We start from the raw sequence: 26,247 nt of genomic DNA, 5'->3' as shown, positions 1-26,247 counted from the left end.
CCCCATGGAAATCTCCCCCATCCTCACCGTCGCCGCCAAGGAATTCCGCGACCGCATGCGCAACCGCTGGGTGCTGGCCGTGGCCCTGGTGTTCACCGTGTTCTCGCTCGTCATCGCCTACTTCGGCGGTGCGCAGCAGGGCGCGGTGGGCCTGCGCTCCATCGAATTCACCATCGCCAGCCTGGTCAGCCTGGTGATCTACCTGATCCCGCTGATCGCGCTGCTGCTCGGCTTCGACGCCATCGTCGGCGAGCGCGAGCGCGGCTCGCTCGACCTGCTGCTGGCCCTGCCCATCACGCGGCTGGAGCTGCTGCTGGGCAAGTACCTCGGCCTGGCGCTGGCGCTCACGCTCTCCACGCTGGCGGGCTTCGGCCTGGTGGCCGTGCTGCTGTGGCGCCACATGAGCGCCAACGCACTGTTCCACTACGCCGGCTTCATGCTCAGCTCGGTGCTGCTCGGGCTGGCCTTCCTGAGCCTGGCGGTGCTTATCTCGGTGCTGGCGCGCGACCGCACGCGCGCCTCGGGCCTGGCCATCGCCTTCTGGTTCTTCTTCGTGCTGGTGTTCGACCTGCTGCTGCTCGGCGTGCTCGTCACCACCGGCGGGCGCTTCGCGGGCGACGCCTTCGCCTGGCTGCTGCTGCTCAACCCGGCCGACGTGTTCCGCATCCTCAACGTGTTCTCGCTCGAAGACGTGCGCACCCTCTACGGCCTGGCCAGCGTGGTGCCTGCCTCGCTGGGCAACCCGGCCGCCATGGGCGCCGTGATGCTGGCTTGGATCGTGGTGCCGCTCGCCCTCGCCAACTGGAGATTCAAGCCATGACCTGTTCCTGTTTCACCCGCCGCCACACCCGCCGCGATGTGCTCGGCACGCTCGGCCTGGCCGCCTTCACCACGCTGCTGGCCGCCTGCGGCGAGAAGGCGGGCGAGGCGCAATCGCTCGCCCCCGTGGAAATCGACCGCGCCACCAGTTGCGAGCTCGACGGCATGCTGCTGGCCGACTACCCCGGCCCGAAGGCGCAGATTTACTACGCCGGCCAGGACAAGCCCGCCTTCTTCTGCGACACCGTGGAGCTGTTCAACACCCTGCTGGCCGGCGAGCAGGTGCGCGCCGTGCGCGCCGTCTACGTGCAGGACATGGGCCAGGCCGACTGGAACGAGCCCAAGGGCCACTGGACCGACGCCAAGACCGCCGTCTACGTGCTCGGCAGCAAGCGCCACGGCTCCATGGGCCCGACCATCGCCAGCTTCGCCCAGGAGGCCGACGCCACGAAATTCGCCGGCGAGTACGGCGGCAAGGTGCTGAGCTTTGCCGACATCAAGCCGGGCATGGTGGACCTGAGCGGCGGCGCGCTGCACGACACACGCATGTAGCCATCATGGCAGCGCCCGCCCCTTCCCCTCAGTCCGCCCCGCTGCGCCGCCGCGCCTGGATGGCCCTCGCCCTGGCGGGCACGGCCGCTGGCGTCGCCGGTGCCGTGGGCGCCTGGGCCGCCAGGCGGGGCGCCGCCCGCCAGGACACCGTGCTGCTGCCGGGCGACGACGTCTGCCTTGTCGCCCCGCCCACGCCCTACGACCCGGCCAGCGGCCTGCCCGCCACGGCAGCGCGCGCCGTGCCCGCCGAGGCGCGCTGCCCGGTCTGCGGCATGTTCCCCGCGCGCGCGCCCGAATGGGCGGCGCAGGTGATCTTCACCCAGGGCGAGGCGCACTTCTTCGACTCGCCGCTGTCGCTGTTCATGTACCTGCACGACGTGGCGCGCTACAGCCCCGGCCGCAGCGCGCAAGACATCGCCGCGCAGTACGTGCGCGACAGCGCCCGCCGCGACGATGCCGCGTGGATCGACGCGCACGGCGCCTTCTACGTGCACGGCTCGAATGCCAGGGGCCCGATGCGCGCGGGCAACCTGCCTGCCTTCGCCACGCGCGCGGCGGCGCAGGCCTTCGCGCAGCGGCGCGGCGGGCAGGTGCTGGCGTTCACGCAGGTGGACGCGGCCCTGGTCGCCAGCCTGGCCGGGCACGGCGGGCACCCGCACGGGCACTGAGCGCGCTCCTGAAAATATAGCTTCCAGCGCTTGATGGATAAGCGCCAGTGGCCATTTTCATTGCCAATCCGGCACACGGCGCGCGCCTACCACCCGTGCTCCACCCAGGCGTGGATCCGCCGGCGCGTGCCCTGCCAGATGTTCTCCGCCGAGGTCAGCGCGCGCACGTAGCGCCGGTCGGCGGCGTTCTCCAGCGCCAGGCCCCAGGCCAGGCCGTGTGCCGCCTGGCCGCGCACCCCCATGTCCACCACGCCGAAGCCCGGCGCCCTGAAGCCCGCGCCCGCATCGCCCGGCCGGTGGGATGCGGCCACCACGCGCACCCACGGCACCGCACCGTGCAGCGCCGGGCCGTCGAGCCGCAGCGCGCCATGCACGTGCGGCACGCCCGCCACGTGGCTGGCCCGGCCGAGCCCGTTGTGCGCGCGCACGTGCTGCGCCGTGGCCGCGCCCTGCAGCCAGGCGCCGCCCGGCAGCGGCCAGCCGCCGCGCACCTGCACGCCGCGCGAGCGCACGTTGCCGCGCAGGATGAAGTAGTCGCGGTCGGCAGGGTCGGTGGCGCTGAGGTTGCTGCGGTCGATGTGGAACAGCAGGGCCGCCAGATTCGGCGCGCGGTGCGGCGCGCGCTCCCCCTCGGGCTGCCAGCGCCAGCCCAGCTCCCACTGCACCGCCCGGCTTTCGGGCAGCCAGCGCCCGTCGGAAAACTGGCCGATGTTGGGCATGACCGACTGCGCGCGCGACAGCCACAGCCGGTGCCCGGCCCCCAGCTCCCGCCCCAATGCCCAGGCGTGCGTGAGCGGACGGGCATCCTGCACCTGCGCCAGCGGCACCTCGGGCTGCGCCGCGCTCCAGGTGCGCATGGCCGAGCGGCGCGTGCCCGCGCGCAGCTCCCAGCCCTGCCAGGTGCTGCGCCAGGCCAGGCCCAGGCCGCTCTCGCGGTAGGTCTGAAAGGCAAAGCGCGGCGCCAGGGGCAGCGCGCCGGGGTCGTCGGGGAACACCGGCTGCACCATGTCGATCTCGAACCCGCCCACGTTTTGCGGGCCGGAGAAGCGCCTGCGCTGCTCGTGCCACGACCAGGCCACGCTCCACTGGTGGCGCAGCAGCCCTTGCGCCCCGTGGCCGTCCAGGCGCAGGCCGGCATCGCGCTGGCGGTTGCGCTCCTGCAGGGGCCGGTAGTAGCCCGGGGCCGTCACGCCATCGCCCAGGCCCCAGGCGCCCACCAGCACTTCGTCGCGCGTGCTGTGCACGTTCTGCAGGTGGGCGTGCAGTTCCATGGCATCTCCCACAGGGCCGCGCCACGCCAGCGCCTGCCGCTGGTAGTAGCGGTCGGCGCTGGCATGGCGGGCATCGACGTAGGGCGTATCGAGCCAGAAATGCCCGTGCTGGTAGAACGCGCCGAAGGGAAAGGGCAGGTGCGCGGCGGCGTCTTCCAGATCCAGCCGCAGCGCGCCCGCGCCCACCGGCAGGCGGGCCGACAGCAGCGCGGCGCGGTGCCGGTCGGTCACGCCCTCCACGCCCTGGTCGCCGGTGTGCTGCACCAGCACGCCGCGCAGTTGCACCGGGCCGGCGGCGCGCTCGGCGTCCAGCACCAGGCGGCGCAGGCCGTTGCTGGCGGCCTCGGCGCGCACGCGCGCGAAGGCCTGGCCCGTGGGCGCCTTGCCGCGCAGCAGCAGCGCGCCGCCCGGCGTGGCCGCGCCGAGCAAGGTGGCATCGCTGCCCGCGAGCAGTTGCACCGACTCCACCGTGGCGGCATCGCGCACGTACATCCAGGCAATGTCGGCGTGCCCGTCGAGGAACACGTGGCTGGCCTGGATGCGCGGCGCGCCCATGTCGCTCAGGGTGAAGCCGCGCACGTTCAGGCCCGCGCCCAGGCCGAGGGAGTTGGAGGCGTCCCAGCTCGCCCAGCCCATGCCGGCCAGCGCGTCGTCGAGGCGGCTGGCGCCGCCCGGCACGTCCACCGCCACGGGTGCGTCGGCACCGATGCCGCCGGGGGACATGGCGGCGGGGGAAGGCGTGCTGTCCTCGGGTACGGCCTGAACTGTTATTTCAGGCAGCACCCGCGGAGGGGGACGGTCGAGGGCCATACCGGAGCTTTCGTCGGCCAGCAGGCCCAAAGGCCATGCCGCCAGATTGCCCGCCAAAAGTACAGCGATTCGCCGCATGTGCTCCCCCCTTGAAAATGAAATCGGCATGGCGCGAAAGATTCGCGCAAGACTCCTGTTTCTATAGCTGCCAGCGCTTGCTGCACGGGCATTGGAGGCCAAAAAGCCCGTGAAATCCGCGCCCATCCAGCGCAGACAGCTATCTTTTCAGGATACCCCACTCCCTGCGCGCCACACTGTGCGCAGGGAGCGGGCACCGGAATGCCGGTCAGCCACGCACCGGCATGCACCTGCGCAGCGCGCCCAGGCTGAACAGCCCCAGCAGGACCGCCAGCAGCGCCAGCGCCCATTCGCCCAGGGTGGGGATGGACACCGCCGCAGGTGACCCCGCCGCCAGCAGCGCCAGCCCGCCCGGGTCGCGGATCGCGCCATTGGCCGCCAGGTCGTCGTCGCCCGCGCCGCCGTCCTGCAGCGTGAGGGTGACGGTGTTGTTGGCGGTGTTCACCTGCGCGCCGGGGAACGCATACCAGTGCGGGGTGGGGTTGGCCTGGGTGCGGCCGTACTTGTAGTACGCCACCCGGGCGCCCTGCGGCAGCGTGCCGGGATAGGTCAGCACCACGGTGGCCTGCATGCCCGCCTGGCCCAGCGCCAGCTCGAAGTCCACCAGCCCATACGGGAAGGTGGCGCCTGCTGGCAGCCCAGCGGTGCCCTGCGCGGGCGCGGGTTGCACCTCGGCCTTGGTGAACACCCAGGGGCTAGCGCCGCCGCCGCTGGCCTGGGCCGTCACCGTGCCCGCGCCGCCGGGGGCACTGGCGCTGACCGTGGTGGTGCCCCCGCCCGCCATGGGCGTGCCGCCGCTGCTGCCCGTGCCGCCGCCCTGGTTCAGCGCAAAGGCGGCCACCGCGCTGGCGGCGCTGTTCAGCGTCAACTGGCAGGTGGGCACCGTGCCCGTGCATGCGCCCGACCAGCCGACAAAGCGCGCGCCGCTGTCCGACTGGGCCGTCAGCGTCACGGCCGTGCCTGCGGCGTAGTCGAAGCTGCCATCGGCCCCCGCCACCGGCGTGCCCGCCGGGCTGCGCGCCACGCTGCCGGGGCCGCTGCGCACCACAGCCAGAGCCACGCTGGCGCCCGGGCCCGGGCCGGTACTGCCCGCGCCGTCATACGGCGGCTTGCCCTGCATCAGCGCCTGGCCATGGGTATAGCCTGCGGGCTGGCCGTTGATAAGCACCGGGTCCGTGGGCAGCAAGCCGCGCGCGGCCAGATAGTCCACCACCTCCTGCGGGTAGCTGCTGCCGGGGGCATTGGTGGCAAAGCGCGGGTCGTCGGGGTAGGCGTCCAGGTCGTCGCGCACGCCGTCGCCATCGCGGTCAGGGAAGTCGATGGCCACCGTCACCGTATAGGTCAGCGCCGTGCCCGAGCGCGGCACGTCCTGCCCCGGCGCGTCCTTGTGGCTCTCCACCAGCACGATCAGGTTCAACTGCGTGGCGGCCTGGATGGGCAGCGCGCCCGTGTCCAGCACCAGCGGGTTGGCAGCCAGGTCCTTCACGTAGCGCATGGGGCCGAGCGCCTGCCCGCTGGGCAGGGCCACACCCACGCGCACGTAGTTGGCGGGAGGTTCCGTCCACTCCTCCAGCACGTAGTCGCCGCTCATCAAAATCTCTTGCGTGCGCAGGTTCTGCACGCCGTTGATGGCGAGCGTCTGCCCGTGGGTGACGGTGGGCATGCTGCGGCCAAAGCGGTTTTGCAGCGTGGCGCCGCCCAGGTTCAGCCCGTCGATGCGGGGCGCGCGCAGCACCTTGGCGGCGGCCACGGCAAAGTCGCCCCGGTTGACCAGCGCCGCCGGGCCAAAGCTGCCGCCCAGGCTGCCCAGGTAGCCCAGGTAGCCCAGCAGGGCCGTGCGCAGCGCAGCAGCATGGTCGGCGCTGCTGGTAAAGGCGGCGGCATCGGCAAAGCGGTAGCTGTCGGTCAGGCCGTTGGCCTCCAGCAAGGCCAGGGGCGCGTTCAGCGCCAGCAGCTTGTCGATCCAGCGCGCCAGCGTGGCGCGGGGCAGCGTGGCGGCTGGGTTCCAGGCTTGCACGCTGTCGATCAGCCCCTGGGCCTGGGCGGCATAGGCATAGGGCGCGGCCCAGGCGTAGTTGACCATGCCATCGGGCGTGCTCGCCATGAAGTGCGCGGGCACGCCGGGCGCGGGCGCCAGTTGCAGCAGGCCGCGCGCCTGGGCCACTTGCAGCAGCACCTTCAGCGCCTCGGCCTGCGTCACGTTCTGCCCCGGGCAGTAGATGCGCTGGTTGTTGCCGTCGGTGCCGCAGCCCAGCACCATGCCCTGCCCGGCCAGGAAGTGCGTGGCGGCATACACGCCGTTGGCATCGCCCGCAAAGGGCACGTCGGCAAAGAAGTTGCGCAGGCCGTTGGCGCCATAAGCCACCACGTCCACCGTGCGCGTGGCGCTCTCCAGGCCATCGGAGACGCGCAGGGTGAGCTGGCTCACCACGCTGTCGCCGCTGGGCGCGCTGGCCGTTCCGCTCCAGGTATTACCGCTGATGCTGCCGCCGCCCGCAACCACGCTGTAGGTCAGTGCATCGCCGTCGTCGTCCTCGCCCAGCAGGGGCAGCGTGAGGGCGGTGCCATGCTTGCCGCCAATGCTGCCCAGTTGCGCGGCGGAAAAGCGCGGGGGGCGGTTGGTGCGCAGCGCCACCCAGAAGGTGTTGCTGGCCGAGTTGCTGATGGCTACGTCCTGGCCTGCGCCGTCCACCAGCTTCCAGACTGATTTGGGCTGGGGCTGGGCGCTGCGCGTGGGGTTGACAGGCAGGTTGATGGTGAAGCTGGCATTGGCGGCCACGTTGCCGATGGAAAGCTCAGTGGCGGTGATACCCAGGCCCGCGTCGGCGCTGACGCGCACGGCCTTCAGGCCCGTGACTGCCGCTGGGCCGTTGCGGAACGTCCAGGTCTTGGTGGCTGGGCCGAGGTGGAATGTGCCGTCGGGGAGGGTTTCGGAGAGGAAGCGGGTGGAGGACAAAGAAGGCAAAGGGGCAGAAGACTGTCCATCGCGCACGAGGCGAACGTGGGAGCCGTAGTCGCGGCCGACGCCATAGATATCGCCGTTGTTGAAATCCAGGCTCCACGCATTGCTCGAACCGACCACGGGCGAGCCTGACCAGACGAGCAAACCGAGCGAAGACGATGTGGGCTCATTTGGAAAAATGCCGTCATTGATCGCAGGGCTGGTGCGGCACTCCTCCAGCAGGCTTTCTAACTCCTTCTGGTTGGGTAAGCGCCAGTCGCTATGGCCGGCAAAGATATGGCCCTCGGCATGGGTCAACGCGGCCCCCCACTTAAATAAGATCGTGCTCGCGTCGGCGGTACAACTGGCACCGTCGTAGCCTTCCCGGCACTGCTTCCACATCAGCCCGGTGCGCGTGTCGGTCACGGTGCCATCGCCATGCACGGTGTAAATGCTGTCGGGGTTGCTGGCGGGGATCCCGTTCTGACACGTAACGGCCTGCGCCCAGACGGGCAGCAGGCACAGCGCGGCCCAGGCAAGGTGCATGCGGTTCATTGAGTAACTCCTGCGGTAGGGGAAAGGAGTGAAAGGGGGAAGGCTGCGTTGGCGGGGTGGTTCATGTTTGGGCATCCCAAAGGACAAGATCACTGTCCAACGCGCACGAGCCGAACACGAAAGCCGTTGAGGCGGTCGCCGAAACTGAGTTGGCCGATATTGAAATCCACGCCCCATGCGTAGTCCGCATCGCCAGCCAAGGGCGCGCCCGACCAGAAAAACGAAGACGGGGTGTTCTGGAAAAAGACCACATCGTCAATGGCCGGGTTACGGCGGCCCATGTCCACGATGCTGCGAAGCTCCTTTGCGGTGGGCATGCGCCAGTCGTTCGCGCCGCACAGGCCCGCACCGGCATTCACGTCCTGCACGAATTTTTCGGTGTTGCAATGGCCTGAGTCCTTGCAACTGCCGCCGTCAGCGGTGCCGTTATTGCCGTCGGGGCTGCCCGTCATGTACCAAGAGTAGATGTGGCTCATGTGGCGCAGGTGGCTGGCGTCGTTGACCTTGATTTCCCAAATCAAACCGGTCACGTTGTCCTGGGTGCAGGCCCAGTCATTGGGGCCGCTGCCCAGCGCGGCGCTCTCGGGCAGTTTGGCCCCGCTGTTGGAAATCTTGGTGAAGTCGAAGCCCGCATTGCCGCCGCCCTTCTTGGTCAACTGGCCTGCGGCGGCCTGGGCGTCGCGCCCGTAGCGGCAGTCTTGCCCGGCGGGGTGGCTGGGGTCGCAGATGCTGGCATTGCCGCTGGTGGCATGGCCGCTCCAGGTGATGCCGGTGTCGTTGAGCGGGTGCGTGCCTACGGTGCCGGTGCCGCCGCCAGGGTTGGCGGGCTGGTCAAAACCACTGACTTGGTAATAGTCGCCATTAATAAGCCCCAGCCCCATGAACTCTTCGCCATAAGGGCCGTTCACGTGGGCCTGCAATTGATTGAAGCGATAACGGCCCGCCACGGATGGGGCGGTAAATTCGCTACAGCCAGAGGCGGCATCGTAATTCGTGCCCTGCAAAGATATGGGAGAGCCGCCCATTTCCGGCTCTATCCAGAGCACATGATTTTGAAAAGCATAGCCCGGCATTGAATCCTGCGCGCCCACGCAGATTTTTATCTTCTCACCCGCGTTGAGCGTGGCAGTGCGCTGCGAGGCATCCCATGCGGCATCCAGTGGATTTTCAAAAATCAATTGACTGCGCGTGTATTGGCGGTCAAACGTGACATCAGCAGCGGCCAAGCTGATCGTCAATTCTTTCGACAGTTTGCGCTCAGGTTCGGCGGTGGTGATGAACGGCAGGTTCTTCATCTCGACAAGCAAGCGCATTGTGTGCAACCCTTGACGGTCGAACAGGAATTCGGGGGTCATCCCCTCTTTCAGCACAATGGTTTGCCCTACATTCTGCACGGTGCCCAGCAAGTTCTTTGCCCCTTGGGTGCCGATGGAGTACACGGCCATCGGACGCTGGGCCGACCCATTGATTTGGTGGAATTCGGGCGCCAAGTCGGATGCGTTGGAATAGAAGTGCGGCGCATCAAAGCGCAAGCCCAATTCCAGCACGCCGTTGACGATATGCGGTGCCGTGATGGCGGGCCGGTAGGCGTGGTAGTCGCTGCTGTTGGCAAAGCGATCCAGGTTGAATTTTGAACCGTAGCTTTCATCTGGGGCCACCAGTTCCTGATTACCATTGCTGGCGATGTAGCACGGGGGGGCTATATCGACGGGAACGTTGAATGTGTCGTTTCTTTGGACGTGAGATCGATACCTGTCCATTGAATGCTCATCCAAGGCATTCGGGGAATTCAAGAGCACGATGGTGGTGCCTGTGAATGCATCACCTATTGGTGCGAGCAAGCCGGAGTTGTCGTCAACATGGACTTGCCGGCCGCCTCCTTCCGCCCAAGAGCCAGGGGCATGCACTCTTAGAAAGCCTATATGGTGGTATCTGTGCGAAATGAAGGAAGATCCGACGGCCTTGAGGACACAGCGCCCTGCCGTTGTGGCACCTGCCGCTGCCGCGCCCGCAGGCCCTAAAGCCGCTGCCGCGCCTGCAGCCACAGCGCCCGACGTAACGCAATCCCGAACCACGGCCGTGTCAACCTGCAAATATGCCAAATAGGGAACAGCATCACTCCTGTTGCGTATCCTGAACATGTTGATGCCGGTATCCCGGAATACTTCGTACCTGTCGGCAAACTTTTTATCCCCCACCGAGGGCGCGCCAAAGGTGTACACCGACATCCTGTTTTTTGCGACTCCGTATTCCCGCAGCATGGCGCCATACAGCGCTGCCACTGCACCGCCTAGACTGTGCCCTGCCAGATAAACGTCCTTACCGCTATTAAGCAGCGCAGCATGCAAGAACTGGCCGCTTGGCAGTCTGGCTGTTTTGGCCATTTCCTCGAATGCCTTGGCCTGATTGAAAAACCCTCTGTGAACCTGCCCCGCCCCAACAGATACGCCATTCACAAGGAAATTTGTCCCGGCAGAGTCCAGATCACTCATCACATCTACACCACCATTATCTTCAGGGTCAGTCCCCTTGAAGGCTACAATGATTTTTGTAGGTGTTTCCTTCGCAAATGCCTGAACATTGATTGCACCGCGGTTATTGAGGATTACGACATCTTTATAATCCGATCCCATCGCATTTTTCAGAAGACTGGCGGATGTAGTATCGTCATCGGAGCTTTTTATTTCGTAAGCGTGGATTGCATAATCCGCCATTTTCAATGCGGCGGCGGGGTCGTAGTGGTAGTTGGACTGATGGTGAAAATTGCCTGGGCAAAACATGTCATAGCGGTAGTCGATGACGCTGTGATCCTGTGCATGAGCGGTACCCGCATGCACCAACCACCCTATACAAACTACGGCCAGGGCGATGCGCAAGGGCCGGAGAGGCGTGAATGGACGCTGCGGGTGCATGGGCATGGTGTTGGGGCTTTTCATGGCGTTGGTGCTGCGGCAAAAAGACAGGCGGTAAGCGCGCGAATATGACAAAAAACGTTTCACGCTGTAACTCTCAATTCTTAGAGGTGTGTTTCCTTACAGCCTGATGAGCCGGTGGCGAAACGCTAGGCTGACGGCTTCAAGCGTGCTGGCCACGCCCAGCTTGCGGCGAATGGCGGGCAGGAAGAAGCTGTTGACGGTGGCCACCGAGATGCCCATGCGCTGGGCGATGGCCTGGGCGGGCAGGCCGGATGCCGCCCATTGCAGGCACTCGGCCTCGCGCGGTGTCAGTTCCTCGGTGGGGCGAAAGGCCATGGAGGCGGGCAGCAGATCGAGGTTGCGCACGGTCTGGGCCACGTGGCAGGCGAGCAGTTGGCCGGTGGCCACGAAGTCAGCGGCCCTCGCCGCCACGCGGTCGGCGTGCTCAGCGCTGGCCAGGAGGAGCCCGCCCATGCCGATGAGCCAAGGGCTGTGGACAGGCAGCGTGACGCCGCCATCTATTCCCTGCGCCAGACCTTCTTCTTCCAGATGTTTGAGCTGAGGGGTGTCGTAGAGCTTGCGCGTCCACACCAGCGGGGTGGTGTGGCCCGCGCAGTGGGTGACGGCCACGTCCACCTCTTGGTAGCCAGACCGGGTGTAGTGCTCGGCCCAGCCAGGCCGGTAGTTGTCAATGGAAAAATACTGGGGCTCGCCGCTACCCGGCTCGTTGTAGAACATGCCGAAGCAGTAGGTGTCGAACCCCAACCGCGATGCGGCGCGCTGGATGGCGGTGCGCAGTTCTTCGGCATTTCGGGCCGTGGCCACTTCTTCGACGAGATAGAGCGGGTTAAAAGCCATGGCAAATTCAAAGCCGCTGAATGCCCAGGTACTGGCTGCAACCGAATGCTTCTCCCGTTGCCTGGGCCAGCCTGGCGGACAGCCCGTCCATCTCATGCTGCTGCCACGGCGTCAGTCCGCGCTCCAAATCCACGATATAGCGCAGCCCTGCCATCAAGGTCTTGCCCGCCAAGGAGGTGGCCGACACGGGATCGACCGACTCACCACTGCGCGAGATGAAAGCCGTCATGCGCCCGGCGGCGGCCTGCCATTGCGTGGCGGACAGTTGCAGTTCCGTGACGACGCCGCGCGACAGGCCAGCGGGATTGAAGACAACCACCTCCTGCCCCCTCCGCAGCCCGGCATACATGGCCAGGCCGCCGCCCAAAGAATGCCCGGTAAGCATCAGGCGCTCACCCGGAAACTGAAGGCGTACGTGCTCCACCAGTTCGTCAGCCCAGCGGTAGCGGGCCGGCAGCACGTTGGAGAACTGCACCAGATTGGTGGTGATGTCTTTCAGCGAAGATATCCGGCTACCCCGGAACACCAAAATCCTTGCACCCGCAAGCGCCTCGTGATGGAGCTCTGCAAAGCCTTCGGAGCCGGGGTCGCGGTAGATCGTCATAGGCCTGCCGTCAGCGCCCAGAATGTCTCTTTCGGCCACGGCATCCTGCCTGAGCGGCAGGCTTTCCTGGTTCATGTAAATCTGGCTGCTCAGACGGGCCAGTGCGGCATATTCCTTGGCTCTTTTCTGCGCCTTGGCGGCGTGATTTTCGCAACTGGCCGCGCCACGGTTCGCGGCGACCGCCGCGCGCGCCTCTTTCTGCATGCGCGTGTATTCGCCTTGCAGCTTGCCGGCCACCGTTCGCAGCATTTCCAGGTCGCCCGCTGTCAGCCCCCAGCCCGCCAGCGGCGCGGCCGCCAGGAGCGCCATGGCCCAGGTTTTCCAGGGCGACGCCAGATGCCGCATCGTTCGCACTTTCTCAGGCCACGACTTTCTGCCAGCCCTTGGGCGGCTCGTTGCAGTACTTCAGCTCTTCCACCGTGTCCTTGACCCGGCGCACGCTGACCTTGCAATTGCCCACCACCGCGGCAGTGAGCTGCCTGGGCTCGCTGGCGAGCGCCGCCGGCTGGGCGGTTTCCACCGGCCCGGCGGATTCAGCCGCGGGCTTGGCGGCAGCTGGCTTTTTCGCCACGGGCTTGGCCGCAGCGGGTGGCACATAGGCCCTTGCCGTTTTGCTGTTCAGGTACGACACCGGCACATAGCCGACCACCGTCTCGCCCTCGACCACTGCGCCCCAACGCTTGTCCTTGCCAACGACGGCGGGAACGCGCAACGGCTGCCCTTTCTTGACGACCTGGCTGGGGCGCTCGCGCGTGTTGGTCGTCTGGTACACGGGGGTATCGACCAGCGCAGGCACTTCCACTCTGGAGGCCAGTTCCAGCGGATGGCTGGTCACGCTGGGCGACACGGCATAGGTCGCCAGCGTTTCGCGCAGCACCGGCCCCGGCGTGATGGTGACCTTCTCGTTGGACTTCTGTGCCACGAAAGACTGCGCCTTGCCCGTGCGCAGTGCGTCCATCTCCAGCTTTTCCAGCTTCTTCATGTCCTGTTCGTCGAGGTAGTTGCCGATCCGGTTGCCGATGAAGCCGCCCACGATGGCACCTACCAAGGCGCCCCGCGCGCCGCCCGCCTGCGCGCCGATGGCGGCACCGGCCACGGCTCCGCCAACGGTTCCCTGCATGGTCTTGGAGACGTCGGGCATGTTCGAGCAGGCGGTGGAGAAAAGCGTCAGGCTCCCCGCCAGCGCATAGGTTGCTATTCTTTTGTGGCGCATGCCTTGTGTCTCCCTCAAAGAAAATATTTCTGGATATTGCTCAGGCGCGACCAGAGCATGGATACGCTGCCGACTTCGCGGTGCAAGGTGTTTTCCAGGTCATAAAGCGCCGTGCCCTGATCGAAGACGTGCGACGGCATCGCCGCGACCAATGCGCCAAAAATGGCCAGCATCAGCACTACGCTGTATCTCCTGAGCATTCGCCCGGCTGGCGCGGCTGTGGCCGACCGCATCAGTGCCCAGGAAGCCACCAGCAAGACCAGCGAGATCGCATTGACGAGCGCGCTCGTGAGGCTGGAAATGATGGCCATGGGCGGAATGAAGACTGCCGCATTCACCTGCTGGATGTTTTTCAGCGTGTTCACGTTCTCGACCGTCGGCATGGCCATGGCTTTCATGCGCTGCGCCTCGGCCGCCACCCAGTCCTGGTATTGCGCCCGGCTCATGAAGTAGGGAACGTCGCGCACGAGCAAGGCGCTTCCATCCGGGCGCTTGGTGACCAACTGGCCCTCGGCCTTGCGCAAGCGCTCGCCATCCTTGCCGGTGGACTTCCTCAGCAGAGCGACGAACTGCGCCAGCGACAAGCTCTCATCCGGGGGCATGGCCTGCGCTGCCATGGATTCACGCACGAGGCTCCCGGTCCATGCCAAAAAGCCCTCCCGGTGCATGAAATACGGCATGGCACCGGCGAGTACTGCGCTGCCATCGGGCTTGTGGCCAATCTCCTTGCGTTCGTGCTGACGCAGATCCTGGCCGTTCTTGCCTTCGGACTTGCGCAGCAGCGCGACAAAGTCGTCCTTGGAAAGGCCGGGATCGACCGGGAAATTCGCCGCTGCCAAAACGTCGTGCGCCTTCCTGGCAGTCCACTGCTCGAATTCGGCGCGCGACATGAAATACGGCATTTCCCTGGCATGGATGGGCCGCCCATCGAAATCGTGGCCGATCACCCGGGCTTCCGCCTGCCGCATCTGCGCAGCCCTGGGGTGCGACGAGCGTTTCATCAGCGAGGGGAACTGTTGCAGGGGCAATTGCGTATTCGGATCGAGACCGCCGGAACGCCTGCGGAATTCAGCCGTGCCCCGGCTTCCATAGCGTGCGGCCTTGGCCGAGCCTTCGATGAATTCGCGATGGCCCGCGCGCACATCGTTCATGTTTCTTTCGTAGGCGACCCATTCGCCGGTCAGGTCGGCTTCACGGCGCGCCCTGCGCACGGCTTGCAGGTAGCGCGCGTGGCCCAAGGCCAGCTTTTCCATTTCCCGGCCATAGCTCTGCCAGTCGGCCTCCAGCCCGATGCCTTTGGCCTTGCGGCTGGAGTCGATGTACCGTACGTGCGCCTTGCGCAGCGCATCCATGTTCTCAGCGTATTCGCTCCACTTCTCATCCGAGATCTGGAGGGCCTCGTTCTGCTTGTCCGACGCCTTGCGTTCCACGATGTCCTGCGCGGGCACCATGAAGCGCTGGTCGAGCAGAACGATGGGGAAGGCTCCCATGAAGATCCTGCTGGTCACCGGCGAATCCTTGAGGCTCGGAATGTCGGGGTCCTCCAGTTCTCCCGTCAGCAGGTCGCGCCGGTACGAGAGCAGGTTGAACCCCATCACCTTGACTTCCGGCTTGAGGTTGTCGATGACCCTGGCGTACACGGAATCCAGCGCCCAATAACCTGCACCCGTCAGCAAGCCCAGCCCGATGACACCCCACACGAGGCTGCGCCCCCTGAACAGAAGGCCGCGAAACAAGGCCCAGGTCAAGCCGAACGCGGCCAGCAGCTTGCCCCGGCTGGAAAGATCGTCCGCCTGCTCGGGGGTGGTGGCCGGGTCGCTGATGCTGTTCAGCAGGCTGACGTTGTACTGGACCTCCAGCCACACCAGCAGGGCCGTCACGGCCAGCAGCAGAAAGAAAGGCGGCCGCCAATCGGACGCAGGCGCGCCGTCTGCGCGGGGGCCCCGCCGGGCTTGCAGCAACTGCAGGATGTTCATGCCTAGCACCCCGGCGCCGTGTTGCGCTTGAGCAAAGGCTCGGAAATCGCGGCCTGGATTCTCTCGGCCTTGAAATCGCTGTTGAGCACCTTGTACTTGGCCCGCAGGTAGGCGCTGCCGCTGTAGGTTTCACCCGGCCCGAGACGCTGGGTGATGACCACCTTGTCTTTGTGGCTGGCCATTTCGTAGCCTTTCCTGGCCCCAGCGACGGCGCCGTCCTGCATGCCGTTCTGCGAATCGCGGGCAGAACCGACACCCGCCCCGATCCAGCCCCCCAGCAGCCCGCGCCAGAACACCCCCGCCTTGGTTCGGAAGGACACCTCGCCCTCGATGCGCTCGTAGACCAGGAACCTGGAGCCATTGGTGACCCGGTAGCGTATTTCGACGCCATCCTGGCTGGTGTAGCTGCCGTCGTGGTGGTAGGTCGTCGCCGTCTTGCCGGAGAAATGGGTGGTGGAATAGGCCGTCCCCTGCTTGCGGCTGTAGCGGTTCTCGGCGCCCTCCGAAGCGGCATCCACCAAGCTGCCATGGGCTTGGAGTTTGGCCAGTTCCTGCTGCGCATAGCTGCGGTTGCAGGCCAGCTTTTTCTCGATCTGGCCGCGCGCCAGACTGGCGCTCTTGCCTTCGGGAAAGACGTCGAGGTATTCCTCCAGCGCCGCGATATTCCCGCGCCGGTTCAGGTGGTCCCAGGTCAGGTCGTCGGCTTTTTCCCTTGCCTGCGCCGCATACGCCCCTTGCGGGTGCAGCTTCAAATAGGCGAGATACCCGGGCACATTCTTGGATGTGGCCTGCCAATCCAGTTCGTCGATGGCCCGGTGCGCCTGACCGACGTGGCGCCCGCCTGGATATTCGGCCAGATAGGCATTCAAATGGGCCTTGCTGCCACCCGCCAGGGCTCTTTCGTAGGCTTCGTTGTCCTTGCGCGACTCGATATAGAAATATCCCGCGAAACCGCCCCCGACAATCACCAACGCAAATACCAAGGCACCCAGCAAAATATACCGGCCGATTCTGTTATGTCCCGAAACGGGTGTACTCACGGTTCATCTCCCAAACTCTTCTGTTTCCATGCCCGCTGGCTACCGGACAGGCCCTTCAGGGAGGGTATGACACCGTATGTAAAATTTTTTATACATACAACACGATTGGTTTCAACTTGACAAACAAGAAGCGCCTTCCATGAGCACCCAATCCCCCGTGTCCCTGTACATCCGCCAGCGCGCGCAAGACATGGGTCTTTCGCTGGCGGCGCTGTGCCGCCAGGCGGGCATCAGCCGCCAGTCGCTGTATCTGCTGGAGCAAGGCGGCGCGCATGCGCGGCTGCCGTCGCTGAACCTGGTGGTCAGCCTGGCGAATGCGCTGCGGGTGCATCCGCTGAAGCTGCTGCAACTGGTGCTGGATGCCTCGCCCGCCGCCATCAAGGCCAAGGATTCGCCCACGGTGGACCGCAGCGCGTTCGTGGCCGACGTGACGCTGCCCGACGGCACGCTGGTGGCACCAGGCCAGCGCGTGCTCAAGGTTTGGAAGCTGCAGAACGCGGGCCGCGTAGCGTGGGAGGGGCGGCAGTTGCTGTGCCAGGATGAAGAGGTGGTGGTCTACACCCGCTGTGGGCAGGAACTGCACCTGGCCCCGCCCCTGGTGCCTGACGGCCCCTGCATTCCGATTCCCCCCACCCCGCCGGGCGGGACGGTGCGGCTGCAGATGGGGTTCAAAGCGCCGGATGCACCCGCCACGGTGCTTTCGTACTGGAAGATGGCGTTTGCCGACGGCACGCTGTGCTTTCCCGACAACCGGGGCGTGTGGGTGAAGCTGACGGTGGTGGAGCCGGTGGCGGCGGCGGAGTGCGACCAAGGGTAGCTTGGCCCCGTGCACGCCTCGCCCGGCGTTTGCCAGTGAGTGCCTTGAAGCTACCAAAAAAATAGCTGCCAGCGCTTGCCCTGCAAGCCCTGGCAGCTATTTTGACTAGATTCAGTCTATTCGACCGATTCAGCCACTGGCACCGGCGCCGTAAACAAGGCCGCCACCTTGCGCTTGGGCTTGATGTTGGCCGAGATGCCGCTGCGCACTGCCGCGGCGGCCTTGGGCGCGGCCTCCCAGCTTGCGGGGGCGGCAGTGGTAGCGGCGCTGGCCTCGTAGGGCTTGTCGAAGAACGGGTCGCGCGCCACGGCGGGTGCGCGGTAGCCGCTGCGCGGGCTGCGCGCGGCCGGGGCGGCGCTGTCCTCGCCCGCGTCGCGCCAGGCGCGGCGGCCATCGTTGTGGCGGCCGCGGGGGCGATCGCCATCGAACTCGATGGCTTCGATCTCGATCTTTTTCTTGATGAGCTTCTCGATGTCGGCCACCAGGCGCGTGTCGCTGTTCGACACGAGCGTGACGGCCAGGCCCGTGGCGCCCGCACGGCCCGTGCGGCCGATGCGGTGCACGTAGTCCTCGGCGTTGAACGGCACGTCGAAGTTGAACACGGCGGGCACGTCCTTGATGTCCAGGCCGCGCGCGGCCACGTCGGTGCACACCAGCAGATCGACCTCGCCCTGCTTGAAGGCTTCGAGCGCCTTCAGGCGCTCGTCCTGGCTCTTGTCGCCATGCAGCGCCGCCGTCTTCAGGCCTTCGCGCTCCAGGCTGCGCGCCAGGCGGGCGCAACCGAGCTTGCTGTTCACGAAGACGAACGCCTGCTTGAGGCCCCGGGTCTTGAGCACCTGGTGGATAGCACGGCGCTTGTCGTCGTCGTTCGCGCTGTAGAAGCGCTGCTCCACCGTGGAGGCGGTTTCGTTCGGACGCGCCACCTCGATGGTGATGGGATCCTGCAGGTAGCTGCCGGCCAGGCGCTTGATCTCGGGCGAGAAGGTGGCGCTGAACAGCAGCGTGGTGCGCTGCTTGGGCAGGTAGCTCAGGATGCGCTGCAGGTCGGGCAGGAAGCCGATGTCGAGCATGCGGTCGGCTTCGTCGAGCACCACGTACTCCACCTGGTTGAGCACGGCATTCTTGGCCTCGATGTGGTCGAGCAGGCGGCCCGGCGTGGCCACGAGCACCTCGACGCCTTTTTTCAGCTCCAGCGTCTGCGGCTTCATGTCCATGCCGCCGAACACCACGGTGCTGCGCAGCTTGGTGTGCTTGGCGTACAGCGCGATCTGCTGCGCCACCTGGTCGGCCAGCTCGCGCGTGGGCAGCAGCACCAGCGCGCGCACCGGGTGGCGCGCGGGCGAGGTGGAGCTGTTCTCGTGCTTGAGCAGGCGCTGCAGCAGCGGCAGCGAGAACGCCGCCGTCTTGCCCGTGCCGGTCTGCGCCGCGCCCATCACGTCCTTGCCGGTGAGCACCACCGGGATGGCCTGTGCCTGGATGGGCGTCATGTTCTCGTAGCCCATTTCGGCCACGGCGCGCGCCAGCGGCTCGGCCAGCGATAGATTGGAAAAAGAACTGGTCATGAACCTGCTATTGTCGCACCAGGCGTGGAAACCCTGGTTTTTTTCGCTTGAAAGGTGCTAAGAACGTGTTTACGTTCCTACAGGCTGTTGACCGAGAAGGTGTCGCAGGCCTGCACGCTGCCCTGCTTCATGCCCTGGGAGAACCAGCGCACGCGCTGCGCGCTGGAGCCGTGGGTGAACGCATCGGGCCGCACGGTGCCGGTCTGCTGGCGCTGCAGGGTGTCGTCGCCAATCTGCTGCGCGGCGTTGATGGCTGATTCGATGTCGCTCTGGTCGAGCCAGTTCTTGGCCTGCTGCGAGTGCCGGGCCCAGATGCCCGCGTAGCAGTCGGCCTGCAGCTCCAGCCGCACCGAGAGCGCGTTCTGCTCGCGCTGACTGACGCGCCCGCGCATCGCGTCCACCTTGCCCGTGGCGCCCAGCAGCGTCTGCACGTGGTGGCCCACCTCGTGCGCGATCACGTAGGCGCGCGCAAACTCGCCGGGCGCGCCGAGCTGGCGGCTCATGGTGTCGAAGAAATCCATGTCCAGATAGACCTTGCGGTCGCCAGGGCAATAGAACGGCCCCATCGCGCTCTGCCCCATGCCGCAGGCCGTGGGCGTGGCGCCGCGGAACAGCACCAGCTTCGGCACCTGGTACTGCGCCCCGCCCTGGCGGAAGATCTGCGTCCACACGTCCTCGGTCGATGCCAGCACGGTGGAGACGAACGCGGCCTGCCGGTCGTCCTGCGGCGGGCGCTGGGCCGGGCCCTGCTGCACCTGCGGCGCGCCGCCGCCCGAGAGCAGGCCGATGGTGGTCAGCGGGTTGATGCCGAACACGCCCCAGCCGATCAGCGCGATGACCACCGTGCCAATGCCGATGGTGCGCCCGCCCAGGCCGCCACCGCCACCGCCGCCGCCCCCGCTGCGGCGGTCTTCCACGTTGTCCGATTCACGGTTGCCTTCCCATCGCATCGCTGCCGCTCCCCGCCCCCGCCGCGGGGACAAAGCCGTGATTATTGCGCCCGCGCTACCATGGCGCCATGCCCTCCATCCTGCTCACGGGCTTCGACCCGTTCGAGAACGCCACGGTCAACCCCAGCTGGTGCGTGGCCCGCGCCCTGGCGGGGCAGCGCATCGCGGGCCACCGGGTGGTGGCGGCGCAGTTGCCCACGGCATTCGGCCAGGCGCTGGAGCACCTGCGCGCGCTGCTGCAGGCGCACCGCCCGGCCCTCGTGCTGTGCCTGGGGCTGGCGGCCGGGCGCACGGCGCTGTCGATCGAGCGCATCGGCATCAACGTCATCGACGCGCGCATTCCCGACAACCAGGGCACGCGGCCGGTGGACGTGCCCGTGGTGCCCGGCGGCCCCGCCGCCTACTTCGCCACGCTGCCCATCAAGGCCATGCTGCGCGCCGTGCGCCAGGCGGGCATCGCCGCCGAGGTGTCGCAGAGCGCAGGCACCTTCGTGTGCAACCAGGTGCTGTACGGATTGCTGCACCTGCTGCACCAGGGCGCGGGCGCGCCCGGCGCACGCGGCGGCTTCGTGCACGTGCCGCTGCTGCCCGAACAGGGCCTACCCAGCATGCCGCTGCGCGACATGGTGCGCGGCATCCACGCCACGCTGTGGGCCGCCGCCCTGGCGCGCCACGACATCCCCTTGCACGCCGGAGCCGAACACTGACATGCACCAAGCCCTCCTGAGCCCCGAAGCCACCGCCGCGCAACTGCCCTGGCTGCCGCTGGCCGATGAAATCGCCGCCGTGCTGCGCGACGCCAGCGTGCAGGTGCCCGCGCGCACCGTGCTGCCCCTGGCTGGCGGCGGCACCCTGTTCACCATGCCCGCCAGCGACGCGCAGGTGGCCATCGCCAAGCTCATCACCTTCACGCCGGCCAACGCGGGCACGGGCCGCGCCACCATCCAGGGCGACGTGGTGGTGTTCGACGTGGCCACGGGCGTGCGCCGCCTGCTTCTGGACGGCCCCACCATCACCGCCCGGCGCACCGCCGCCGTGTCGCTGTACGCGGCGCAGCGGCTGGCGCGCGTGCCGCAGGGGCCGCTGCTGATCGTGGGCGCGGGCGCGCAGGGCCTGGCGCACCTGCACGCCTTTGTGGCCGGCCTGGGCGTGACCGAGGTGCTGATTGCCTCGCGCAGCCAGGCCAGCGCCGAGGCGCTGGCGCTGCAGGCCCACGCCCTGGGCGTGCAGGCCCACGTGGTGGAGGACGCCGACCGCGCGGCGCCGCTGTGCCCGCTGATCGTCACCTGCACCCCGGCCAGCGGCGTGGTGCTGCGCTCGGCGCCCCACCCCGATACCTTCCTCGCCGCCGTGGGCGCCTTCACCCCGCAGATGGTGGAGCTGGACGCGGCGCTGTGCCACGCCTTCACCGCGCACGGCCAGATCGTGGTGGACACGGCCGACGCCGTGCACGAGGCAGGCGACCTACTGCAGGCGGGGATCGACGTGGCCGCCCTGCCCACGCTGGCCAGCCTGGAGCGCGCGCACTGGCGGCCCGGCCCGGGGCCGGTGCTGTTCAAGAGCTGCGGCTGGGGCGGGTGGGACCTGGCGGCAGCGCGGCTGGCGCTGCGCGGCAGCGGCACGCGCCTTCTTTCCTGACGGAACGCACCGCCCCCGGCGCTTGCAACCGGCGCACCCCAGGCCAGTGGACGCCGCGCAAGGGCCGCCCCGCCGCGCTGGCGGCGTCCCCCTTCCCGGAGCGCGCAGCGCGCAGAGAGAAGGGGGAAGCGGCGCAGCCGCTCAGGGGGTTGCTCACGCTTTCGGCAGTGTGACGCCGACCTGGCCTTGGTACTTGCCGCCCCGGTCGCGGTACGAGACCTCGCACACGTCGTCCGGCGCGCTCTCGAAGAACAGCACCTGCGCACAGCCCTCGCCCGCGTAGATGCGCGCGGGCAGCGGCGTGGTGTTGCTGAACTCCAGCGTCACGTAGCCTTCCCACTCGGGCTCGAAGGGCGTGACGTTGACGATGATGCCGCAGCGCGCGTAGGTGCTCTTGCCCAGGCAGACGGTGAGCACGTTGCGCGGAATACGGAAGTACTCCACCGTGCGCGCCAGCGCGAAGCTGTTGGGCGGGATGATGCAGCTCTCGCCCTGGAAATCGACGAAGCTCTTCTCATCGAAGTTCTTCGGGTCCACCACGGTGCTGTGGATGTTGGTGAACACCTTGAATTCAGGCGCGCAGCGGATGTCGTAGCCGTAGCTGCTGGTGCCGTAGCTGATGATGCGCCGGCCCTCCACCTCGCGCACCTGGCCGGGTTCGAAGGGCTCGATCATGCCGTGCTGCTCGGCCATGCGGCGTATCCATTTATCGCTCTTGATGCTCATGCAGGTACTCCGTTTTTCATAGCTGCTGGCGCTTGATGGTCAAGCGCTGGGACCATATTTTGCCTGTGAAATGACGGTTTGCTCCACCACCCGGTCGTCGCCCAGCACGATCAGCGCAAAGAGCAGCTCATCCAGGCTGCGCGCCTGGCCCGTGCGCCGCGCCAGCAGCGGCGTGGCCCGGGGGTCGAGCACGACGAAGTCGCCCTCGCAGCCGGGCTGCAGGTTGCCCACCACGCCGCCCAGCCCCAGCGCCTGCGCGGCGCCGCCGGTGTGCTGCCACCACAGCTGCGCGGGCGTGAGCGACAGGCCGCGCTTGGCCTGGCCCCCTTCAATGCCCGTGCGCCCCACGTAGTACGCCGCCTGCATGGTGCGAAACGGCGAAAAGCTGGTGCCGCCGCCCACGTCACTGGCCAGGCCATGGGCAAAGCCCGCCTCGTGCGCACCCGCGTGGTCGAAAAAGCCGCTGCCCAGGAACAGGTTGCTGGTCGGGCACACGGCCGCCGCCGTGCGGCGCGCGCGCAGCAGGGCGCGGTCCTCGGCGTCGAGGTGGATGCAGTGCGCGTACACGGCGCGCTCGCGCATCAGGCCGAAATCGTCGTACACCGCCAGGTAGCTGCGCGCGGCGGGAAACAGCGCGCGCGCCCAGGCGATCTCGTCGCGGTTCTCCGCCACGTGCGACTGGATCCAGGTGTCCGGGTAGCGCGCCGCCAGTTCGCCCGCGCCGCGCAGTTGTGCGGGCGTGCTGGTGGGCGCGAAGCGCGGCGTGATGGCGTAGCCCAGGCGGTCCACGCCGTGCCAGCGCTGGATCAGCGCCTCGGTGTCGGCCAGGCCCTGCACGGTGTCGTCGCGCACGCCGTCGGGCGAGTGGCGGTCCTGCAGCACCTTGCCGGTGATGAGGCGCATGCCGCGCGTCCGCGCCTGGGTGAACAGCGCATCCACTGACGCCGGGTGCGAAGTGGCGAAGGCCAGCGCCGTGGTCACGCCGTTGCGCAGCAGCTCTTCCACGAAGAACTGCGCCACCTGGGCGCCGTGGCCCGGGTCGGCAAAGCGCGCTTCGGCCGGAAAGGTGTAGTTCTCCAGCCAGGGCAGCAGGCCCGGCGCGGGCGAGCCGATCACGTCGGTCTGCGGGTAGTGGACGTGCATGTCCACGAAGCCGGGCGCGATGATGCGCCCCGGCCAGTGCGTGACCGCCTGCCCCTCATAGCGGGCCCGCAGCGCCTGCCAGCTGCCCGCCGCCTGCACGCGCGCGCGGCCCTGGGCGTCGGGGGCGATGGCCAGCAGGCCGTCCTCGTCATGCACGGCCTGGCCGTCTTCGGTGAAGCGCAACAGCGCACTGCGGTATATCTGCATGGCCGGTACGATACCCGGCTTTAAAACCACCCTGAAGGGAGACAGCCCATGCCCATGTTCGTCGATACCTCGCCCCCCGGCCAATGCATTTTCTGCCGCCTGGTGGCGGGCGAGATTCCAGCCGCCCGCGTGTACGAGGACGAACTGACCGTCGCCTTCATGGACCTGGGCCAGGTCACCCCCGGCCATGTGCTGGTGGCCGCCAAGCGCCACGCGGTCACGTTGTTCGACCTCACGCCCGAGGAGGCCGCCGCCGTCATGCAGACGGCGCAGCGCGTGGCCCAGGCCATCCGCACGGTGTTCGACCCGCCGGGCCTGACGCTGCTGCAGGCCAACGGCCCGCTGGGCGGGCAGACCGTGCTCCACTTCCACATGCACGTGGTGCCGCGCCACGAGGACGACGGCATTACCTTCACCTGGCCGCGCCAGGAGCCCGGCCCGGCCGTGCTGCAGGGCTACGCCGAGCGGCTGCGCGCGGCGCTGTGACGCCGGGGCCGGTTTTCAATGAAAACCGGCCCAAACCCTTCTCCAGAAAGCGCCAAAAGCTATCAAAAACGGAGCGTCCGGCGCTGGCTGCTGCTTACTTCTGCGCCACGAACGGCGCGCCCGTCTGCGTGAAGAAGAACGTCAGCGCATGCGCCGTGCTGCGCTGGCGCTCGCCCTCGATGCCGTGGCCCGACTTGGCGAACGCATGCAGCAGGTAGGGCCCCGGGCCGGTGGCCGTGTTCTGCAGCGCGGCGGCCAGCTTGTAGCTGTGCGCGGGCAGCACGCGCTGGTCATCCTGGCCGGTCATCACGTACATGGCGGGGTATTTGCGCGCCTGCACGCTGTGCAGCGGCGAGAAGGTCATGAGGTTGGCGAACTCGGCCTGCACGGCCGGGTCGCCGTAGTCGTGCGTCCAACTGAAGCCCCAGGTGAACGCGGTGTAGCGCGTCAGGTCATGCACGCCCACGCGCGGCAGCGACACGGCGAACAGCTCCGGATACAGCAGCGCCACGGCGGCCGACGAGGTGCCGCCGTTCGACCAGCCCTGCACCCCCAGGCGCGCGGCGCTGGTGTAGCCCTGCGCAGCCAGGTAGCGCGCCACGTCGGCCAGGTCGGCATAGGTGTTGCGCTTGTTGAACAGCCGCCCGGCGTCGTACCAGGCCGTGCCGCGCTCGGCGCCGCCGCGCACGTGGGCAATCACGTACACGCCGCCCGACTCCAGCAGGGGCAGCACGTCGGCATCGAAGTAGGCCGGCGAAGGCGACATGAAGCCACCGTACACGTACATCAGCGCCGGCGCCTTGCCGTCCAGCACCTGCCCCTTGCGGTGCACCAGGTTGATGGGGATCTGCGTGCCGTCTGCTGCGGGCGCTTGCAGCGCGCGCACCTCGTAGTTTTGCGGGTCATGGCCCGGGTAGGACAGGCTGCCGCGCAGCACCACCCGGTCGCCCTCCGGTTCGTAGCGGAAATACTGGCCCGGCTGCGCCAGCGTGGAATGCATGTAGTCCAGGTCTTCCGGCTGGCCCAGGATTTCGCTGCAGCGCAGGCCGAGTACGGCGCCCGGCGCGGGCAAGGCGATCTCGCGGGGCGCGCTGCTGCCATCCAGCGCGTAGCGCTCCAGCCGGTTCTCGCCATCGCGCCACTTCAGCGCATAGGCGTAGCGGCCGCACAGCTGGGCCTCGGACACCACGTCCTGCGGCTGCGCGGGCAAGACATGGCGCCACGTTCCGCCCTGGGGCTGCGCGGGGTCCACGCTGACCAGGCGGTACATCGCGGCGCCATCGGTGGTGGACACCAGGAGCCGGCCATCCGCCTGCACATCCATGACCTGGAACGACACGCGCCCCTGGCCATCGAGCACCATCTGCGCCGCGCCGGGCGCCGCCAGGTCCAGGCGCAGCACGTCGCTGGTGCCGGTGTCGGCCGAGCGCCCGAAATACAACTGGCTGCCCAGCACCGGCCCCAGGGTCAGGCCCATCGGGCGGGCGGCCTCCGTGCGGTACAACACCTCGGTGTCTCCGGACTTGGCGGGGTCCACGCGCACGATGGCCTGCTGGCCATAGCTCGATGCGCCAGGCCGCGTGACGTTTTCCACCTCCACATACAGCAGCGCCGCGCCCTCGAACATGAAGCCCGCCACGGTGCGCGTGAGCACGGCAGGCTCCGGCCTCGGGCTGCGCAGGTCGATCAGGTGCAATTCGTCCAGGTCGGCGTGGTTGCGCTTGAGCCGGTAGGCCAGGAAGCGGCCATCGGGGCTGACCTGGTGCCCCTGCAGCTCGATGGTGTCGTCAGGCTCCTGCTGCGCCAACTGGCCCACATCCAGCAGCACCTGCCCCGCCTGGCCCGGCCCGGCCGACACGTAGATGCGGTTGTCCACCGCAGGGCCCGGCAGCGGCCCGGCAGCGCCCGCCGGGCGCCGGCGCCAGTCGTCCTGGCGGCCCTCGCGCTCCTGGCGGCCCAGGTCGCGCCACTGGTAGTAGTAGCGCCCCTGGCGCTGCTGGCCCACCTGCTGCAGGCCGTCGGCCCGCACGGCAGCACCACCGGAGCGCTTGGCCTGGGGCTGCGCCACGAACTCAGGCAGCTCCAACGCCTGCAGCCGCGCCAGCACCTGGGGATAGATGGCCTGGCCCTCCACGTAGTCCGCGCTGAAGGCGTTCTGCGCCCGCATCCAGTCGATCACCGGCGTGCTGCGGGTGTCCTCCAGCCAGCGGTACGGATCGGCCACGCGCTGGCCGAAATGCGTGGTGGCATCGTCACCCGCGCGTGTGGCGGGGTAGCGCGGCGCGGGGCTGGGGGAGTCGCCATCGCCGCCGCCGCACGCGGCCAGGACGCAGGCCAGGGCCAGGGGAGGAATCGAACGCAGGGGCCAATGCATGGGAAGGTTTTCCTTTCTGTTTCTGGGTGCCATGCCCGGCAGGG

Annotated in this window: 20 protein-coding genes; 7 read left to right on the top strand and 13 right to left on the bottom strand. The window is 67.7% G+C overall.

The features are described 5' to 3' along the window. Window positions 1-4: 4 nt before the first annotated feature. The 3 genes from YS110_20625 to YS110_20615 are packed head-to-tail and all read left to right on the top strand — an operon-like array spanning window position 5 to window position 2,039. A complete protein-coding gene (locus YS110_20625) occupies window positions 5-820 on the top strand; it encodes an ABC transporter permease (protein UJB67002.1) in 816 nt (271 codons plus the stop codon). Then, window positions 817-1,371, top strand: a complete 555-nt coding sequence (locus tag YS110_20620; GenBank protein ID UJB67001.1) for a nitrous oxide reductase accessory protein NosL — start codon at window positions 817-819, stop codon at window positions 1,369-1,371. The genes YS110_20625 and YS110_20620 overlap by 4 nt, the downstream gene beginning before the upstream one ends. Before the next feature lie 59 nt (window positions 1,372-1,430). Next, entirely contained in the window at window positions 1,431-2,039 is a 609-nt protein-coding gene (locus YS110_20615) for a nitrous oxide reductase accessory protein NosL (GenBank protein UJB67539.1), read from the top strand. 86 nt (window positions 2,040-2,125) lie between these two features. Here YS110_20615 and YS110_20610 read toward each other — a convergent pair whose 3' ends face one another. The 8 genes from YS110_20610 to YS110_20575 form a co-directional block, all read right to left on the bottom strand. Beyond that, window positions 2,126-4,033 carry a TonB-dependent receptor gene (locus YS110_20610; protein UJB67000.1) on the bottom strand — a complete coding sequence of 636 codons (1,908 nt, stop codon included), beginning with the start codon at window positions 4,031-4,033 and terminating at the stop codon, window positions 2,126-2,128. Window positions 4,034-4,406: 373 nt separating this feature from the next. Next, window positions 4,407-7,694, bottom strand: coding sequence for an IPTL-CTERM sorting domain-containing protein (locus tag YS110_20605; protein UJB66999.1), 3,288 nt, complete (start codon window positions 7,692-7,694; stop codon window positions 4,407-4,409). Window positions 7,695-7,783: 89 nt separating this feature from the next. Beyond that, on the bottom strand, window positions 7,784-10,693 hold the full coding sequence (locus YS110_20600; protein UJB66998.1) for a DUF1566 domain-containing protein: 2,910 nt from the start codon (window positions 10,691-10,693) through the stop codon (window positions 7,784-7,786). Between the two features lie 33 nt (window positions 10,694-10,726). Further along, window positions 10,727-11,467: a LuxR family transcriptional regulator gene (locus tag YS110_20595; protein UJB66997.1), complete on the bottom strand. Its 741-nt coding sequence runs from the start codon at window positions 11,465-11,467 to the stop codon at window positions 10,727-10,729. Between the two features lie 7 nt (window positions 11,468-11,474). Continuing rightward, window positions 11,475-12,416, bottom strand: coding sequence for a hypothetical protein (locus YS110_20590; protein UJB66996.1), 942 nt, complete (start codon window positions 12,414-12,416; stop codon window positions 11,475-11,477). Between the two features lie 13 nt (window positions 12,417-12,429). Next, on the bottom strand, window positions 12,430-13,284 hold the full coding sequence (locus tag YS110_20585; GenBank protein ID UJB66995.1) for a glycine zipper 2TM domain-containing protein: 855 nt from the start codon (window positions 13,282-13,284) through the stop codon (window positions 12,430-12,432). 14 nt (window positions 13,285-13,298) lie between these two features. After that, a complete protein-coding gene (locus tag YS110_20580) occupies window positions 13,299-15,260 on the bottom strand; it encodes a hypothetical protein (protein UJB66994.1) in 1,962 nt (653 codons plus the stop codon). Window positions 15,261-15,262: 2 nt separating this feature from the next. Then, on the bottom strand, window positions 15,263-16,300 hold the full coding sequence (locus tag YS110_20575; protein UJB66993.1) for a hypothetical protein: 1,038 nt from the start codon (window positions 16,298-16,300) through the stop codon (window positions 15,263-15,265). Between the two features lie 139 nt (window positions 16,301-16,439). Here YS110_20575 and YS110_20570 point away from each other — a divergent pair, with 139 nt between their 5' ends. Then, window positions 16,440-17,117 (top strand): helix-turn-helix domain-containing protein, encoded by a 678-nt coding sequence (locus tag YS110_20570; GenBank protein UJB66992.1) that lies wholly within the window; start codon window positions 16,440-16,442, stop codon window positions 17,115-17,117. 116 nt (window positions 17,118-17,233) lie between these two features. Here YS110_20570 and YS110_20565 read toward each other — a convergent pair whose 3' ends face one another. Then, window positions 17,234-18,679, bottom strand: coding sequence for a DEAD/DEAH box helicase (locus YS110_20565; protein ID UJB66991.1), 1,446 nt, complete (start codon window positions 18,677-18,679; stop codon window positions 17,234-17,236). Window positions 18,680-18,756: 77 nt separating this feature from the next. Continuing rightward, entirely contained in the window at window positions 18,757-19,629 is an 873-nt protein-coding gene (locus YS110_20560) for a neutral zinc metallopeptidase (GenBank protein UJB66990.1), read from the bottom strand. A 68-nt stretch (window positions 19,630-19,697) separates the two neighbouring features. Here YS110_20560 and pcp point away from each other — a divergent pair, with 68 nt between their 5' ends. Continuing rightward, window positions 19,698-20,336, top strand: coding sequence for a pyroglutamyl-peptidase I (pcp, locus tag YS110_20555; protein UJB66989.1), 639 nt, complete (start codon window positions 19,698-19,700; stop codon window positions 20,334-20,336). A 1-nt stretch (window position 20,337) separates the two neighbouring features. Beyond that, on the top strand, window positions 20,338-21,267 hold the full coding sequence (locus YS110_20550) for a delta(1)-pyrroline-2-carboxylate reductase family protein (GenBank protein UJB66988.1): 930 nt from the start codon (window positions 20,338-20,340) through the stop codon (window positions 21,265-21,267). 153 nt (window positions 21,268-21,420) lie between these two features. On the opposite strand, the gene YS110_20545 is transcribed toward YS110_20550, so the two are convergent. Together YS110_20545 and guaD are read right to left on the bottom strand one after the other, a co-directional pair. Beyond that, window positions 21,421-21,993 carry a dCTP deaminase gene (locus YS110_20545; protein UJB66987.1) on the bottom strand — a complete coding sequence of 191 codons (573 nt, stop codon included), beginning with the start codon at window positions 21,991-21,993 and terminating at the stop codon, window positions 21,421-21,423. A gap of 39 nt (window positions 21,994-22,032) precedes the next feature. Then, complete coding sequence (guaD, locus tag YS110_20540; GenBank protein ID UJB66986.1) at window positions 22,033-23,343, bottom strand: guanine deaminase; 1,311 nt, start codon at window positions 23,341-23,343, stop codon at window positions 22,033-22,035. A gap of 48 nt (window positions 23,344-23,391) precedes the next feature. Between guaD and YS110_20535 the strand changes: the two genes are divergently transcribed. Beyond that, window positions 23,392-23,829 (top strand): HIT family protein, encoded by a 438-nt coding sequence (locus tag YS110_20535; GenBank protein ID UJB66985.1) that lies wholly within the window; start codon window positions 23,392-23,394, stop codon window positions 23,827-23,829. A 94-nt stretch (window positions 23,830-23,923) separates the two neighbouring features. On the opposite strand, the gene YS110_20530 is transcribed toward YS110_20535, so the two are convergent. After that, complete coding sequence (locus YS110_20530) at window positions 23,924-26,203, bottom strand: prolyl oligopeptidase family serine peptidase (protein UJB66984.1); 2,280 nt, start codon at window positions 26,201-26,203, stop codon at window positions 23,924-23,926. Between the last annotated feature and the right edge of the window lie 44 nt (window positions 26,204-26,247).

Origin of the sequence: Acidovorax sp. YS12, from assembly GCA_021496925.1 — a bacterium.
GTDB lineage: Bacteria > Pseudomonadota > Gammaproteobacteria > Burkholderiales > Burkholderiaceae_C > Paenacidovorax.
The sequence above is the reverse complement of the archived record's forward strand: the minus strand, read 5'-3'. Positions and strand labels throughout refer to the sequence as shown.

Bases quoted from the DNA above. Each gene is read 5' to 3' on its own strand.
- YS110_20625 (UJB67002.1), top strand. From the start codon at position 5: ATGGAAATCTCCCCCATCCTCACCGTCGCCGCCAAGGAATTCCGCGAC.
- YS110_20620 (UJB67001.1), top strand. From the start codon at position 817: ATGACCTGTTCCTGTTTCACCCGCCGCCACACCCGCCGCGATGTGCTC.
- YS110_20615 (UJB67539.1), top strand. From the start codon at position 1,431: ATGGCCCTCGCCCTGGCGGGCACGGCCGCTGGCGTCGCCGGTGCCGTG.
- YS110_20610 (UJB67000.1), bottom strand. From the start codon at position 4,033: ATGTCCCCCGGCGGCATCGGTGCCGACGCACCCGTGGCGGTGGACGTG.
- YS110_20605 (UJB66999.1), bottom strand. From the start codon at position 7,694: ATGAACCGCATGCACCTTGCCTGGGCCGCGCTGTGCCTGCTGCCCGTC.
- YS110_20595 (UJB66997.1), bottom strand. From the start codon at position 11,467: ATGGCTTTTAACCCGCTCTATCTCGTCGAAGAAGTGGCCACGGCCCGA.
- YS110_20590 (UJB66996.1), bottom strand. From the start codon at position 12,416: ATGCGGCATCTGGCGTCGCCCTGGAAAACCTGGGCCATGGCGCTCCTG.
- YS110_20585 (UJB66995.1), bottom strand. From the start codon at position 13,284: ATGCGCCACAAAAGAATAGCAACCTATGCGCTGGCGGGGAGCCTGACG.
- YS110_20580 (UJB66994.1), bottom strand. From the start codon at position 15,260: ATGAACATCCTGCAGTTGCTGCAAGCCCGGCGGGGCCCCCGCGCAGAC.
- YS110_20570 (UJB66992.1), top strand. From the start codon at position 16,440: ATGAGCACCCAATCCCCCGTGTCCCTGTACATCCGCCAGCGCGCGCAA.
- YS110_20565 (UJB66991.1), bottom strand. From the start codon at position 18,679: ATGACCAGTTCTTTTTCCAATCTATCGCTGGCCGAGCCGCTGGCGCGC.
- YS110_20560 (UJB66990.1), bottom strand. From the start codon at position 19,629: ATGCGATGGGAAGGCAACCGTGAATCGGACAACGTGGAAGACCGCCGC.
- pcp (UJB66989.1), top strand. From the start codon at position 19,698: ATGCCCTCCATCCTGCTCACGGGCTTCGACCCGTTCGAGAACGCCACG.
- YS110_20550 (UJB66988.1), top strand. From the start codon at position 20,338: ATGCACCAAGCCCTCCTGAGCCCCGAAGCCACCGCCGCGCAACTGCCC.
- YS110_20545 (UJB66987.1), bottom strand. From the start codon at position 21,993: ATGAGCATCAAGAGCGATAAATGGATACGCCGCATGGCCGAGCAGCAC.
- guaD (UJB66986.1), bottom strand. From the start codon at position 23,343: ATGCAGATATACCGCAGTGCGCTGTTGCGCTTCACCGAAGACGGCCAG.
- YS110_20535 (UJB66985.1), top strand. From the start codon at position 23,392: ATGCCCATGTTCGTCGATACCTCGCCCCCCGGCCAATGCATTTTCTGC.
- YS110_20530 (UJB66984.1), bottom strand. From the start codon at position 26,203: ATGCATTGGCCCCTGCGTTCGATTCCTCCCCTGGCCCTGGCCTGCGTC.